At 56.9% G+C, this 14043-nt stretch carries 16 protein-coding genes and 1 pseudogene; 6 read left to right on the forward strand and 11 right to left on the reverse strand.

Going from position 1 to position 14043, the window contains the following annotated elements; translation table 11 throughout:
- The 4 genes from ACHH0Z_RS24625 to ACHH0Z_RS24640 form a co-directional block, all read right to left on the reverse strand.
- Positions 1-467, reverse strand: a 467-nt coding sequence (locus ACHH0Z_RS24625) for a hypothetical protein (protein WP_395149605.1), incomplete at its 3' end; no start/stop codon positions are given.
- A gap of 9 nt (positions 468-476) precedes the next feature.
- Positions 477-905, reverse strand: a complete 429-nt coding sequence (locus ACHH0Z_RS24630; RefSeq protein ID WP_032413484.1) for a hypothetical protein — start codon at positions 903-905, stop codon at positions 477-479.
- Complete coding sequence (locus ACHH0Z_RS24635) at positions 902-1204, reverse strand: hypothetical protein (RefSeq protein WP_228698703.1); 303 nt, start codon at positions 1202-1204, stop codon at positions 902-904. The genes ACHH0Z_RS24630 and ACHH0Z_RS24635 overlap by 4 nt, the downstream gene beginning before the upstream one ends.
- Positions 1205-1260: 56 nt before the next feature.
- Entirely contained in the window at positions 1261-2496 is a 1236-nt protein-coding gene (locus tag ACHH0Z_RS24640) for a hypothetical protein (RefSeq protein WP_045409940.1), read from the reverse strand.
- Between the two features lie 601 nt (positions 2497-3097).
- Here ACHH0Z_RS24640 and ACHH0Z_RS24645 point away from each other — a divergent pair.
- Entirely contained in the window at positions 3098-5833 is a 2736-nt protein-coding gene (locus ACHH0Z_RS24645; protein WP_045409946.1) for a hypothetical protein, read from the forward strand.
- A gap of 50 nt (positions 5834-5883) precedes the next feature.
- Here the strand turns inward: ACHH0Z_RS24645 and ACHH0Z_RS24650 are convergent, their stop codons facing one another.
- From ACHH0Z_RS24650 to ACHH0Z_RS24670, 5 genes are read right to left on the reverse strand one after another with little or no spacing between them, the layout of a single operon-like run.
- Complete coding sequence (locus tag ACHH0Z_RS24650) at positions 5884-6057, reverse strand: hypothetical protein (protein WP_158409416.1); 174 nt, start codon at positions 6055-6057, stop codon at positions 5884-5886.
- Positions 6057-6395, reverse strand: coding sequence for a hypothetical protein (locus ACHH0Z_RS24655; protein ID WP_045409937.1), 339 nt, complete (start codon positions 6393-6395; stop codon positions 6057-6059). The genes ACHH0Z_RS24650 and ACHH0Z_RS24655 overlap by 1 nt, the downstream gene beginning before the upstream one ends.
- Positions 6396-6404: 9 nt before the next feature.
- Positions 6405-6758: a hypothetical protein gene (locus tag ACHH0Z_RS24660; RefSeq protein ID WP_045409933.1), complete on the reverse strand. Its 354-nt coding sequence runs from the start codon at positions 6756-6758 to the stop codon at positions 6405-6407.
- Positions 6749-7330 (reverse strand): hypothetical protein, encoded by a 582-nt coding sequence (locus ACHH0Z_RS24665; RefSeq protein WP_241772303.1) that lies wholly within the window; start codon positions 7328-7330, stop codon positions 6749-6751. The genes ACHH0Z_RS24660 and ACHH0Z_RS24665 overlap by 10 nt, the downstream gene beginning before the upstream one ends.
- Positions 7330-7968, reverse strand: coding sequence for a hypothetical protein (locus tag ACHH0Z_RS24670; protein WP_052672944.1), 639 nt, complete (start codon positions 7966-7968; stop codon positions 7330-7332). The genes ACHH0Z_RS24665 and ACHH0Z_RS24670 overlap by 1 nt, the downstream gene beginning before the upstream one ends.
- Before the next feature lie 214 nt (positions 7969-8182).
- Here ACHH0Z_RS24670 and ACHH0Z_RS24675 point away from each other — a divergent pair, with 214 nt between their 5' ends.
- On the forward strand, positions 8183-8746 hold the full coding sequence (locus tag ACHH0Z_RS24675; protein WP_032413473.1) for a recombinase family protein: 564 nt from the start codon (positions 8183-8185) through the stop codon (positions 8744-8746).
- Between the two features lie 91 nt (positions 8747-8837).
- Entirely contained in the window at positions 8838-9293 is a 456-nt protein-coding gene (locus ACHH0Z_RS24680; RefSeq protein ID WP_082082966.1) for a helix-turn-helix domain-containing protein, read from the forward strand.
- A 540-nt stretch (positions 9294-9833) separates the two neighbouring features.
- Here ACHH0Z_RS24680 and ACHH0Z_RS24685 read toward each other — a convergent pair.
- Positions 9834-11612: a DUF927 domain-containing protein gene (locus ACHH0Z_RS24685; RefSeq protein ID WP_045409930.1), complete on the reverse strand. Its 1779-nt coding sequence runs from the start codon at positions 11610-11612 to the stop codon at positions 9834-9836.
- A 453-nt stretch (positions 11613-12065) separates the two neighbouring features.
- Here ACHH0Z_RS24685 and ACHH0Z_RS24690 point away from each other — a divergent pair.
- The 3 genes and pseudogenes from ACHH0Z_RS24690 to ACHH0Z_RS24700 form a co-directional block, all read left to right on the forward strand.
- Positions 12066-12170 (forward strand): annotated as a pseudogene (locus tag ACHH0Z_RS24690) (ribbon-helix-helix protein, CopG family); the annotation flags it as partial.
- Positions 12171-12188: 18 nt separating this feature from the next.
- On the forward strand, positions 12189-12554 hold the full coding sequence (locus ACHH0Z_RS24695) for a recombinase family protein (RefSeq protein WP_241772304.1): 366 nt from the start codon (positions 12189-12191) through the stop codon (positions 12552-12554).
- A gap of 63 nt (positions 12555-12617) precedes the next feature.
- Positions 12618-13109, forward strand: a complete 492-nt coding sequence (locus ACHH0Z_RS24700; RefSeq protein WP_045409924.1) for a hypothetical protein — start codon at positions 12618-12620, stop codon at positions 13107-13109.
- Between the two features lie 350 nt (positions 13110-13459).
- On the opposite strand, the gene ACHH0Z_RS24705 is transcribed toward ACHH0Z_RS24700, so the two are convergent.
- A complete protein-coding gene (locus tag ACHH0Z_RS24705) occupies positions 13460-13783 on the reverse strand; it encodes a hypothetical protein (RefSeq protein ID WP_045409922.1) in 324 nt (107 codons plus the stop codon).
- Positions 13784-14043: the final 260 nt, after the last annotated feature.

Here is a 14043-nt window from a genome sequence, read left to right on the forward strand (position 1 = left end):
CCCGCCAGCCGTGCGCACCTGTTAACCATCGCTCGCAGTTTGTCGGCTCGTTTGCCGGGCTGAGCCAGTGTGAGGGCCTTCTGGTAGCGAGTGCTGGCGCGACGATAGCAGCCCATGCTTTGCAGGCGCTCCGCTTCTATCTGATAGCGTGCAGAGGCCAGAATATGCGACGTATTCAGCGGAATGGCGTCCGGTATATCAAGATCGTCGCATTCCTCGCTCTCAGGCTCCAGCGATGGCTCCGGCAATGTTTCCAGCTCCGGCTCAATCTCAGGCTCAGGGATAAAGACGACAGGAGGGGCGGCAGGTATGACGCGACAAGCAGGGCGGGCCCCTCGGATGAACTCAGGGCAGGGCGGGCCCACGAACGCACGGCGGAAAGCGTGCCAGCGTAGGCGGGACACCTCGACGGCTTCCCGCTCAGAGAGTCCCATGCCGCCTTTCTGTCTGAATAAATCCAGCTGCATGGGCACCTCTCAACGTAAACAGGCGTTAATGGTCTCAACGATCTGGCGCTGCTCCGCCTCGCTAATGGTCTGCCACTCCGGGACAGCCTCAGGGAGCCCCGGATAAGCCGCAGGCGTCAGGCTCATGATCTGGCGCAGCAGCTGGCAGGTGAACGTCTCGCGCTCAATCTCGCAGTGGCTGGGGTAGGCTTTGCCCCGCTTATCCTTGCGCATGATGCGAGCCGCGTCGGCGTAATAGGCTGGGGTGGCCCACAGGTGCCCTCGGATGGAGCGCCCGACAATGGTCATCACTCCGCCGCGCTTGATGCGCTTGCCGAACGCAATCACAGGGCCCTCAGGCCCCGCCGATTTGCCGCCCTCACGGAACCACTGCGCCAGCGCCTTGGGGATCATGCTGCACAGCTCGGCAGTGATTAACTGCTGCACTCGCTCGCTCATTGCATTCTCCCTGCGTAGGCCGCTGCGGCGCTGGCCTCGATAGCGTCAGCCATGGCCCCCAGTCGCTCGATCTGACAGGCCAGCCCGTTGGCGGCATTGATTTGCAACTGGGCCAGCTGCATGGTGCTGGCGACCGCCACCCACTGATTGAGCACAACCGGATTAGCGGCGGCGTACCCCTCACCAAAGAGGCGATCAAGCTCGCAGACGCCCCGTGATACCAGCAGGCTGGCAGTGTCTGCGGCATGGTTAAAAATCAAGCTATCCAGCATTTCAGGGCTTGGCATTTGCTCACTCATTTTCGGCTCCTCAAGGCATTAAAAAGCCGCCCCTGTCACAGAGCGGCTTTGTGGTACTAAGGATTGACTGACGATGACGGGGAGACAGTAGCATCACCACGCGCCAGCCGGGCAGTGCGGAACATGGAGCGCAGCAGCACCATGCCATTATCGACCCCATGACGGGCCAGCATATCGAATGCGTCGGCCCCTTCCTGCTCCGGCAGGCATGGCTCAAGGTCTACCGCGTAAATCTCGGCGCGTCCTTTCTCAGTGGCGAGGTCTGCGGCCTTGCGGTGCCCTGCTCCCACATCACCGATGATGTAAAAAGGTGATACCGGGTAGGCAATCTGGAGCTCGTCGATCACGTTGCTGAAAAACTCGCAGGACATGGCGCAGATTATCGGGAGTTTGCCGCCAGTCATGAGCGAAACGGCGATCCCAGTCATGAGCCCCTCAACGATAACAAGCGGCAAATTATGGCGGGCTTTGTCCAGGTTAATCGGGAAGAAAGCGCCCTGACGCAATCCACCTTTGAGGCCGCGCTTGTCACCAGTGCGGGAGGCTGGCGGGCTAGCTGTACCGCAAATGGCCTCGATGGACACATGGCCCAGCTGCAAATACTCACTGATGACATACAGCGGCACGATCACGCTGTTATTCCAGTAAACCGGGCCGACGACTGGCAGGAACATGCGAGGAGAACCGCAGCGGATGCCCTCAGGAACGGGGAGGGGAAAGCCTGCGGCTTTCTCTTTCTCGCGCCAGTACGGGGTTGCGCGGACGGCATCGGGATCGGCGTTACCCTTGCCATAAATGCGCATCGCATCTGCATAGGCTTTCTGGCGTTGCTTCTGCGTTGCCAGCTCCTGCTCCTGCTGACGGGCCTCAAATTCCTGCTGTCTGGCTTCGCGCTGGGCTTCCTGCTGGCGCAGCTGCTCGGCAGTGGGCTGATATTCGGCCCCAAAGCGGCCCGTTTGAATGTCATCAACCAGACCGGGCGCACGGTACAGCAGGCCGATGGCGTAGGCTTTCGCCGTGTCAGGTGGAAGGCTGAGCACATAGCGGGCGGTGGAAGAAAAAAGAGAGGCATTATTCGAACGCTGGGCGGGTGTAATGCCGGGCTCCTCACTCCATCGGGTGCAGACATTCACGGCCTCAGCGTCGCGGCTCAGATAGCGCAGCCAGCACATGATCCCGGTGATGTCCCGCTTCCAGATCTCAAAGCCACCACCGCAGGACGGTGCAGGCGTGCGGGCCAGCGCTTCATCCAGCAAATTAGGTATTAACAGCCAGTCATTCTTCCCAGTCATTTCGGCTCTCTCTTAACGTTGTCTTTCGGGGCGGCGCTGCTGGCGGATGATGGCCTTTAGTTCCGGCGTCATGTACCAAAAAAGCCGCCCATGCTTAATACGCCCGACAGCTGGAGGTATGACGCCCGCCGCTATCAGTCGATTGAGATGCGCAACGCTTATCCTCAGTGCGCTGGCAATGTCTGTTTTAAATATTGGTTTCATGGATCCTCAGGGTTGGTTAGGTGCCCGGCGATGGTCTGCCGGGGCTTTGTGTGGTGGCGAACTATGGCACGCCGTGCAAACCATAAGGACTTATGCGGTGATGCGGGCATTTCTGCCCCGGAGAGTCCGCACTGGTCTGCGCCTTTCGCATCATGCCGATATGCTCTGGAGGGAATGCGCCCCCGTTTAACACCGTATTCGGCTCGGTGTGCTGGAAACGCGACTATCACTAGCCTGTTTCTGCTTTACAGATTAATCAAAATGATAAACCTGAGCAAGTGCGATTTAGTAAAGTTATCCACAGCTGGCGCGGCTTGCGGCGTCACTGACGTAATGCGAGCGCCTCAAATGTCGTGACGCCAGACTGGCCCTGACGATGACAAAACAGGGCTATAACATGGCGATTAAAATCCCGGTCTCCGCGCAGTTTGACGCGGCAGACCTCAAGCAACAGATTCAAATGGTCAACGACCAGATCCGCATCCTTGCCTCTCAGGTAGGGCAGGCCAACAAGCAGAAATTCGAGCCGATTAACGTCAAGTCAAAAGACGATCTGAATGCTTTCATCAAGCAAATGCAGAAGCTGCTCTCCATCCAGACTGAGCTCAAACAGACTATGAGCAAGACAGGACAGGGAGCGACCAATCCGCTTATGGCTGATTGGTCAAAGATGTACACCGATCAGGCAGTACGCATCAAAAAAATGCAGTCCATGCTCCAGTTTCTCGGCGTGGAGTTTAACGACCAGCCAGCGCCGAAAACGCCAAAGGCACCCACGCCAAAAGCACCTACAGTGCCCGCTATGGCTCCGCCGCCTCCTGCTGGCCCTAACGCTGGCTCAGCCTTCACCAACGCCCTGCGCGGCAGCACAGCGATCCCCGGCGCTAATCTTTTCTCAGGCATGAGCGCAGGCGCAGGCGGTGGACTCACTGCCATGATGGGCGGACTTGCCGGGGGCCTGATCGGCTTCGGTATCTCCAAAGTCGTGGGAGCCATCGCGGACAAAATCAGCACCGCGCAGGATAACGCCGTGAGCTATGACCGCCTTTATCGTGCGCAAGGTGGCACCGTGGGCTTTTCCATGGTTCGCGCCTCGATGCAGGGCTATGCGAACACCAACGGCCTGAGCAATCAGGGGGCCATTGAAACAGCCAGCGCCTACCTGAGCAACGCAGCAGGCCGGGGAGGGGTAGGGGCCGGGCTTGATGCCACAAGTGGCCTCGCCCGCCAGTATGGCCTCAACTACGCGGCAACAGCTGGGGCGTTTGGCTCGATGGTTGGCGCGTCTGGCGTATCAACTGACACCCTCCGCCGCCTTGGCATCCAGATCGGGGAAGGGATCGCCCGATCCAGGCAGTTTGCAGCGGCAGGGGAAATGCTTTCCGCCGTGGCAGACTTCGGCGCAGCACAGGCCCGCCAGACGTTTAACACGCCTAACATGCCAGGCTATACCGCTGCACTCTCCGGGCTGATGGCAACAGGAGCGCCGGGGGCAGATTTGCAGGGTAGCGTCGCGCTGCTGACCAACGCAAACCGGGCGATTATGGCGGGCGGTAACTTCGGCAACGCCTCGCAGGCCCTGAGCGCACGCATGGCGATGCGTATGGGCATCAACAACCCGATGATGCTCCAGACGCTGCTTGAGGGCGGGGCTTTCGGCACCGCCTCCTCCCAGTTAGGCGCGGGCTCACAGTATGGAAACACCTTCGGAAACGGGCCAGAAGGCGACACGACAAACCTTGAGCGCATCCGGGCGGAGATCCGCCGTGAATACGGGAACGATAAGGGGATGCAGATTCAGGCGCTGAAAAATTATTTCGGCACCTCGACAAGTGGGGCGATCATGCTCAACAACCTGACCCCCTCCCAGATTAACGGGGCTAACTCCCGCCTGAAACGTCTGGGCCTCGACCGGGCAGACATGGCTCCGGGTGCTGCCGGAGCGCTTGGCGTTATTGAGGGAGGCACAGGTGCGCAGGTGGAGGCACTGGGCAATAACCTGCTCAACAGCAAACCACTGACCGCAGGCGAGCGCGAGACCCTCACCAAAGCCATGGCAGGCAACAATACAGAGCAGCTGCGCGACGCGCTGACAAAACTCACCGTGAAGTACGGCAGCAGCGAGACAGAAGGCAGCAAAACCACTGACAGCGTAAACCGACTCAACAACACGCTGGAGAATTACGCCAACAACGCTATCCCGGCCCTCAACATGATGCGCATGGCACTGGTGAAGGCCAGCGGCGGCAGTGAGAGCGATTTACGGGCCAATTATTACGCCACCGAAAAAGCCAGCCGACGCAACGGCATCGACGCCAAATATGCCAGCAGTTATGCAGAGGTACGCGGTAGAGAGAAGGCGCTGATCGACAAGTACGGCAGTGCTGCCCGCATCCCTGCTGACGAATACGCCCCGATTAATGCCCGGCTTAAAGCGCTCAATACGCAGGTGCTTAATGAGAAAAGCGCCGCAGACATCGACGTTTATAAGACCACTTACGGCGACAAAAACAGCAGCCTGATGCGCCAGTCTTCTCTATCCTCTCCGGCAGCGGCATCAATCGGCAGCGGAGCCAACGGGACAGGCAGCAGTGCCGCAGGGAACTGGGACGGCAACAACGTAGGCAACGTGAAAGACACGCAAGGCAACTGGCTGCGCTTCCCTACCCAGCAGGCTGGCGTCGCAGCGTCGGCGGGGCAACTGCTGCGCTATAGCACCGGGGCATTCAAAGGCGGACGCAAGCGCACCCTGCGCGAGATTATCAGCACCTATGCCAGCGGCGATCCAGAAGTGCCGCGCTATATCCAGCAGGCGAGCAAATGGACAGGCTTCGACCCCGATCAGGAGCTCGACCTGCGCGATCAGGACACGCTAAAGAGGGTTACAGCAGCTGTTTTGCGCAAAGAGAACCCGAATAACACCAGACTGCCAGTGAGCACCGTCGAGGCGGGAATTAACGACGCCCTGCGCAATAACTTCAACTACAGCAGCGACCGGGGCCAGCTCAACGTCAACGGCGGGCGGATGGAGATCGTGGTGAAAGACCAGCGCGGCAACGTCCTGCAAACTCAGCAGCAGCCAGTTACTGCCAGTTTTCAGCAGTCGAGAAGCTGGGCAAATCGGAATCGGTAGGGGGCGTGCTGGCACGCCAAAAGACAAGGGCCCGAATATGGGCCCTTTTGCTATCTGCGGCGCGGTGCGCTCCAGTGATAATCTGGCGCAGCCATGGCACGCTCCTGCGTTTCCTGAGCCCGGCGCTTTGCGGCTCGCCGGATCTGGTTACGCAGGGCGTTAACCTGCTCAACATCGGGATCAGCCACGCAGCGCTCAGGGATGAGCATCACGGGCTTTTCCATTACGGTTTACCTGCCGCGACAGCAGACGCCACAGCCTGCTCCCATTTGTTCGCAGCCTCAGCAGCAGAAACGCGAGAGCGGACTGATACCGCGCCAGCCTCCACAACCCACTCGCCGGAGAGGTGATCACGGTTATGGCCTGCGGCTTTGCCGTAGACAGGGTGATCGGTCAACGTGATGCCGTCAAAGTCGCCCTTTGCGGCGGACTGGCGACCAGCGGCTCCCCCAGCTTCACCCGGCGCATAAGGCTGATTCTGGAACGGCTCGGCAGTGCCACCACGGCCTCCCTGCTGGAAGGTCTGATCGATGTCCGGGGCATAAGTACGTGTAAAAGTCATGGTGAAACCTCAATATTTTTGTTTAACCGGATCGGCGTTGGCCCATGCCCGGTAGTTATCGCCCTGCTCCTCGCGCGCGTCCTCCTCAGGGAGGAGGTTGATCGCAACAAGGTGCTGGAGCTCGGCGTGACGCTGACGCATATCAGCGGAGTCAGCCAGCCACTCACGGCGGGCCTTTGCCAGACCCTCAGCCTCTTTAAGCAGTGCGGCGTCGTCATGGATGGCGGGGGAGGAGCACCCCTCGTTACGCAGAACGGTGCGCAGGTGCGCCAGCTGCATGACGTGATCGGAGGTGCGCTCACCCGCAGGCAAGCGCAGCGCAGACAGACAGGCCAGCAATACGGCCCGGCTGTTTATTTCCATCCCTGAGCGCTCCAGTCGATGCCCTGCTCTGCGGGGCTCGGTTGTGCCTGAGTTAACTGCTGGCGCACAGCATCAATTCCGGGCTGTCTGATGTTATTCGGCAGGCCGCGAGTATCTTCGAGGCGTGCCGCCAGCTCTACGATCTGCCCGGTGGCCACTCCGGCGACTTCACAATCACGGATAAGCTGCTGATCGCTGATCTGCTGCTGCCGTGCGAGGTGGATTTGCTCGGTGCTCATGTTGCGTTTCACGGTCATATCCGGCGCGAACTGCACAGGGGAGCCGCTCATGGCCTGCTCCAGCGCATCGCCAGCGGTGGATTTGAGCAGGTACTGGCGAACGGCTGAGAATGCTGCTTTACGATCTGCGTCGGGTAGGTCATGGGTAGCTTTGAGGGACTTTTTCAGCTCCTCAATCTGAGCGCCGGAGACTTTGGCCTGCCAGCAGTCGCCAATCAGTTTATGGTCTTCAAAATTCAGTCTTGCCTCACGCCCGGCATCGTTTCCGCCGTGGCTCTTGGTCATCGTGCTGTTTAACGCAGCCAGCTGCGCAAGTACGGCTTTAATAGTCATTATCTGGAACTCCCTTGATAATTTCTCAGGCTGGATAACATGCCGTTATTGCGGCCCAGAATAGCCAGGCGGTTATCTACACGGATCGCAGCGGAAAACTGATGATTGTTTGCCAGCTCCAGCCCCAGCTCAGCAGCCTGCTGCATCGCGGTATCAAGCAGCGCCTGAACGTGAGCCATGCGGGCATCTAAGGCTACCTGTCCAATCATTCGCGCATACTGGCTGCGCAGCGTGTCGATCTGGTTAGTGACGGCAAGCAGCTGCCCGTTGGCGGCGCTGGCGGCATTGCGGGCCAGACTCAGCTCATTCTCCACCTCAGGGATCAGAGAGTGAGCCATGGCGCACTCAGGGCGAACCGGTTCGCCAGAACGCAGGCAGACTTTACCCTCCTCGACCAGACCGACCAGCGTCGCCAGCTGGCGATCAATGTCATGCACGACCTGCTCGCGGTTTTGCAGCTCGGTGCGCAGCTCGTCTGCGTTGCTTTCCAGCACATCGGCGCGATTGAGCAGATCGACGGCCTGCTCCCGGATGAGGTCAGGGGACTGGATTTGAGGCAGCGGCGCGGCGTATTTGCCCAGCGCGTCCTCAATCAGGCTCAGCTGGTTATCCACCTGAGCAGCGTTTGAATTAGTCATATGTTGTCTCGTCAAAGTCAGCGGCGAAGTGCCGCAGATGCAGACTACTGTCACGACAAACGGGGAGGGGCGCGGGCGTTGCCCTCGCATAGTGTCAAAAAGGCATCCCTTATGCGACGCCCCAATTAGAGGGGCTTTACGAGGATTTGAGATTGTTTTATGCGTCGAAAGCGTCTATTATCTTTTAAATAGACCTTTTTAGACGGTAACGATAATGATTTTTGGCTATGTACGCGTATCAACCTCAGAGCAGAACCTTGGCGGGCAAATAGACGCCATCCTGCAACGCTATCCCGATGCACGGATCCTGAGTGATGAGGGAGTGAGCGGCATCACGCCCGTAATGGAGCGCCCCGGATTCTCCGCCCTGATGAAGGTAGCCGGGAGCGGTGACGTGATCGTGGTGGCGGCTATAGACCGTATAGGACGTAATGCCGTAAGCACGCTGGAAGTGGTGGAAGACCTGAAAGCGAAGGGCATCACCCTGATCAGCCTCCGGGAAGGATTCGACGCAACAACCCCAGCGGGCAAGCTCATGCTCACCATGCTGGCGGGGATCGCGGAAATGGAACGCACCTCGATGCTGGAACGTCAGCGGGCCGGGATTGATTCAGCGAAGAAAGAGGGCAAGCACCTTGGCAGGCCGATAAAGGTCACGCCGGAGATACGCAAAAAGATTCTGGAGAAGCGGGAGATCGGCATACCTGCTGCACGTATCGCCAGAGATTTGAACATTAGCCGGGCCAGTGTGTTCCGCGTGTTCAAAGAGGAGAATTAAGAGCGACGGGCCAGACTGGGAAGGCATGGCCCGCCAAAAAGCAGTCGTGATGCCAATATGGGCAACCCGTGGCAACATTCGAGGCAGCACCATGCGACCACCATCCCCCCGCGCCATTCAAGCCCGCGCCCTACGCGCCGAAGGGCTCACCATGCAGCAGATTGCCGAAAAGATGGGATGCAATCGCGGCACCGTCTCCAAATGGCTGGCAAAGGACACCATCAAAGCCCAAAGCAACGAGCTCGACAGGCTGATCAGCGACGCGCAGGCCAAATATGACAGCCTGCCACCCAGCGAGGCCGAACGGCTCCGGGATCTGCGCGACTCTCTCCGGGAGCAGCAGCAGGTCATCATCAAGCGCCAGATCAAGCTACTGGAGAGCGTGCAGGGCGAGGCTATGACAGCACTCCGCAGCAAAGACCTGCCCACCGTTCGCGCAGCGGCAAGCCTGATCTCCGCCCTCACCCGCGCCTTTGCTCATGAAGGAGCGGTGTATGGAATCATCGATCCCGCAGAGGCCATGCGGCAGGCGCTGAAAGACGATTAGGCACCATGCCGGGCGATCAGCCCGGCCCCTCCCCGTAAGGGCAAGCACCTGCTCAAAAGTTAATCTTTTTTTATTTCAGGCAACCCCGGCACGTCTGCGGCAGTGCCTGCCAATTTTGCACTATCCCAATCAATCCCACCCATTACAGCAGAACCGCGTCACGCAGCTGCACCCCTCCGGGGATGCACTTTGCGACGCTATGCGGCATTGAATGCAGCTGAATGCACCAAAATAACCCCAGTGCATTCAATGATGCATTCAATTAAGTCACTGTATATAAAGTATTTATAATGACTGAATACACTGAATACACTGAATACACTATATAACAATGCAAATACGCGTATGGATGTATCGCTGAGATGGTTTTTTTATTTCGTATAGGCACGCAAAATCGGTGCATTTGGTGTATTTGGTGTATTCAGTGGCATTTTTTTTATATATTACAAAGATATATATAAATGCACATAGGTGTATTCAACTGAATGCACTGGTGTATTCAGCCCATAAAAAAAGGAGGCCGTAGCCTCCCGTTTAAATTCACTCCTCCTCAGGAGCATGGCGCATCTTATACGCCACAACCTGCGGCCCGCCTGCTTTTGGCCTTACATTCTGCCAGCAATAACGCCGCTTTTGCTTCTGCTGGGTACTCTCCAGCATTCCGACGCCCTCCAGTAGCTTGGCGGCATCGGTGGCGTCCATGTTCCCGGCGATTCGCTGTCTGAACACTTCCGGCAGGACATAAACATGCCCGGAATCATCATCGCTATAACCCCAAATCTCACCATTCGGGAGAGGGGAAAATTTAGACATTTTAGCGGGCGGGAATTTACCTACCTGAGCCAATACAGCGCCCGCACGCTCAATAACGCCAGATTCCTCATGCGAGAAATTGGCGTCTGAGGTGTAACCGCTGAGCCATTCGGCAAAAGCAGCCTGCACACCGCTTTCTATTTCAGCATCGGTTAGCGGCAGCGCTTTAGGAGAGGCCAGCTTGAGAGCGGTTTCGATGACAGCGAAATGCCCGCCAGCACGACCAAAAGCACCATGCTCATATTGCGCCGTAATAGCATCCCAGCGAGCCTTAACCGCGACGTATTCACTCCGCGCCTTGTCTGGAGACTTCACCAGATTAGCGATCCAATGGCGACCGAACGCACCATAATATTTGTGCGTAACTTCTTTAACCCGGTCAGCAAATGCTTTGCCGTTGGCTGAACCATGCAGATTCGCAGGCTCTTGGTATTTGATATTCAACAGGCGAACCAGCGCCCCGGCGTCAATATCTTCTCCCAGCGCGAGGCTGATATGACGATCCACCGTCAGCTCTCCCGTGCTCAAAATCATGGTATTCCAGCGCAGCTGCTCGCGCAGGCCGCTTTCTTTATCACCCTGAGCGCGGTTTTTACCATTGAAAACGCCATAAATAGCGCGTGCTATTTCGCGGCCTTTCGCCTGCTTAATTTCATCTAACGCCAGCACAGAATGGTTATTGAATGCCGCCATAATGCCCAGCGCCAGCGGCGTCATATCCCATGAGTATTCGCGTTTATCCGGGCTACCCATGACCGAACTCGCAATATAAAGCGCGGTTGTTTTACCCTTGGATGTGCCGCCCCAGAAGTGCAGGCCAAAGCCACGAACGCCCAGCACGGGAAGCAATGGCCCGGCGAGTGCTGCACCCAGCGATAACATCAACGCCGTATTACCCACCACTAACGGCGCAACATGTTTCCGCCATTCCTCCGCCGTTCCCGATACGCCTACATTGGCATGTTCATCGCTACGGCGGGCCAATTTAACGATCATATCAGTGACGGGATTTGCCGAAATAATGGAGCCATCGGGCAGCACATACGCGCCATCATGCCATCCGGGCGTGGTGATCACTCTCCACTCAGGCAGTACGCCATCCGGCACGCCATCATCACGATAGCGAATGGCCTTCATAAGGTATTCTGCGAACTTTTCCCGGTAGGTTGGTCTGGTACTCACCTGAATGCCATTTTTCTGGAGCAGCTGCCACCCTTGGCGGGTGCCGATGGTCTCCATGGGGATCATTACGGTGCGGGAGTGCTTTGTGGCTGGGTGTACGAACGAGATAACACGATACTCGGCATCATCAAAATCGGCGCGACCGACCACACGCATTTCAGTGTGGCATACGGTGGCGATGTATTCTGTTTCCACGCCCTTCACTGTTTTCATTAGCGACATCATCACCCCGTTAGGCGTGATCTCGACGTACTTAAACAGTGGTTTTACGTTATCGCTGTTAGCCGCTCCGGCTGAGACTTGTTTAGTGATGCTATCTGCCATTTACTTTTAGTCCTTGTACGCAAAAAAGCAGCGCCAAAAGGCGCGTAACGCTTGATTGCTTGGGAACCTATGGCTATCATCACTATTGCCCGGTGATGATTTGTAACCAGCCCAACTAGGTTTCAAGCAAATCAAACCAATTTCGCAGAGGCCCCAGTTACCAGCTGGGGCCTTTTGCATTTCAGGGCTAAGCATAGCGGCCCAGAAAGGCGTCGGCAAGCAGGATCCATCACCTTGATCATCTTCTTTTTTGCGTCGCCCTTCCCTAGTACGCACTCCATGCCGTTGTGGATAACTTCTTGATGAAAGCGCAGATTTGCCCACAACTACGGGGCTTCACGGTGGATTGTTTTAATGCGCTGCGACAGCTGCGCCCCTCCCCCTGACGCACTCCATTGCATTACGCTGCGTATGACGTAACATGACAGGGAATGACAACCGGAGAACAACGCAATGCCCCAGCTGAGCATCCGACTACCTGACGACCTTGTGCAGCTGCTCGACGAACGAGCCAGCGCCGAACACCTGACACGCACGGACATCACCGCAGCAGCGCTGCGGGCCTACCTTGGCGTTTTGCCAGCACCTGCCGCAGCTGACAAGCTCGACCGGGTGATCGAGCTACTGGAGACCATCGCAGGCGCACCACAACGCAAGACAGCTGCACCGCAACGTCAGACGGTGCCTGACAAGCAGGAAATACAACGCACGACAACGCCACCAAACGCACCACGACGCACCACAAGCGATCCACGCTTTCAGGCAGTGGATAGCGAGGCTGACGCGCTGATCGTGTCACTGACGCAGCAGCGGGCCAGTCTGGAGGATATTGTGGGGGCGCTTAATGCTGCCGGATATCGAACCGCGACCGGGGGAGAGTGGACACGCAGCCGCCTGCGTGACTATCGGCATAAGCTGCGGGATAGCGGGTTACTGAATTAGCATCCTAATAGACATAACTAAATATGATAAAATTCCGACATAAAAATTCTATAGGGAAAAGAAGTGGCTATCGGTGATGATGCTATCCGGGATGCTTTCTATTTTTTTACTCAGCAAGCCGCCGAAATGGATGATAAAGGGCTCCCTCAGGAAGTTTGGGAAACGCCTTGCTTCACCTATTTGATGACAAAAAAGCAATTTAATCAGATGAAGGTTGTTTGTCAGAAAAGCGGCTGGGACATGCCTACATCACCTGCAATACCAATTACTTGGGCTATGTTCCGGCATGTTCTTTCTGCGCGTAACTCGAAGGATAAATTAAGCTGGCAAGAGTGCGCAGAGATTCTGGCTACTGCTTTTTCAGTGCAGAGCAATGTGTACGTCAACAGGGATTATTCAGAGCAGACTATTGTGCTCAATGCTATTCGTCGTATAAGGGTGGCTGGGGCAGGGTTTTTCGCAATGGCGATAGTTGATGTCTCTGAAAATAATTTGGCCCCCGTGACTGCATACCATGCAACGGAGGCCAAATGTAAAGCTATACAGCGAGGGTGATAGGAAGGACGCCCATTTAAGCAGTTCTCCTCAATTTAATGAGAATGAACCATAACGCCTAAATATTTCCCTTCATTGGTTCCTTTCGGATCTAGCAGCATCGGCGGTTTTCTGCTGTCTATCAAATTCACTGTTATTACTAGGAAGCCGCAACATAACTTCCTTACAGGAGACCAGCCTCCTGACTGCCCAGCGCAAAGGGCCAATTACTGGTTGATACCCCCTGCGAATGCTCTTGCAGTACAACAATAGTACGCTATTGCTGACGTATTCGTCAACCTTCCCAGCCCTTACGGGGAGGGACGGCGCGGGGGCCGCAAAAGAAAAGGGCCCGCAATGGGCCCCCGTGGTTATGCGCGAGCAATAGGGACGTAATAGACGGCCCCGCCAATATCGCCCGCCGCAGTCAGGCATAACTCGTTCCCCTGCTCGTCGAGCATATTCGCGTCAAACCTCAGGGTGACGCATCCGATAGGGGCGTAGTAAAGCAGACCATGCTCGCCGGAAATTACTGCCCGATGCTCCACGCCTAACGAAGCCCACGCAACAATGGGCAGATATACCTCCTGCGAGGTGCTTCCAACTTGCTCGCCGGGGATCGCCGCCCAAAAGCCAGCGGAAGCGGTTAAACCGCCGCAGCGGGTACATTTATCAAGTTCAATTGTCTTTGCCATCACAAATCCTTGCGTTATGCCCCGATTGGCGGGGCGTTAGTGTCGGTGCAGGATAGCGTCCATTTTTGTGTAATACAGCGTCCTGCATGACGTAATGCGATGAAATGCGCGGCGTTATTCCCGAACACACTTACCCGCCAGCCGTGCGCACCTGTTAACCATCGCTCGCAGTTTGTCGGCTCGTTTGCCGGGCTGAGCCAGTGTGAGGGCCTTCTGGTAGCGAGTGCTGGCGCGACGATAGCAGCCCATGCTTTGCAGGC

This window comes from Enterobacter cloacae complex sp. 2024EL-00227 (assembly GCF_043945315.1).
In the GTDB taxonomy this organism is placed as follows: Bacteria; Pseudomonadota; Gammaproteobacteria; order Enterobacterales; family Enterobacteriaceae; genus Enterobacter; species Enterobacter roggenkampii.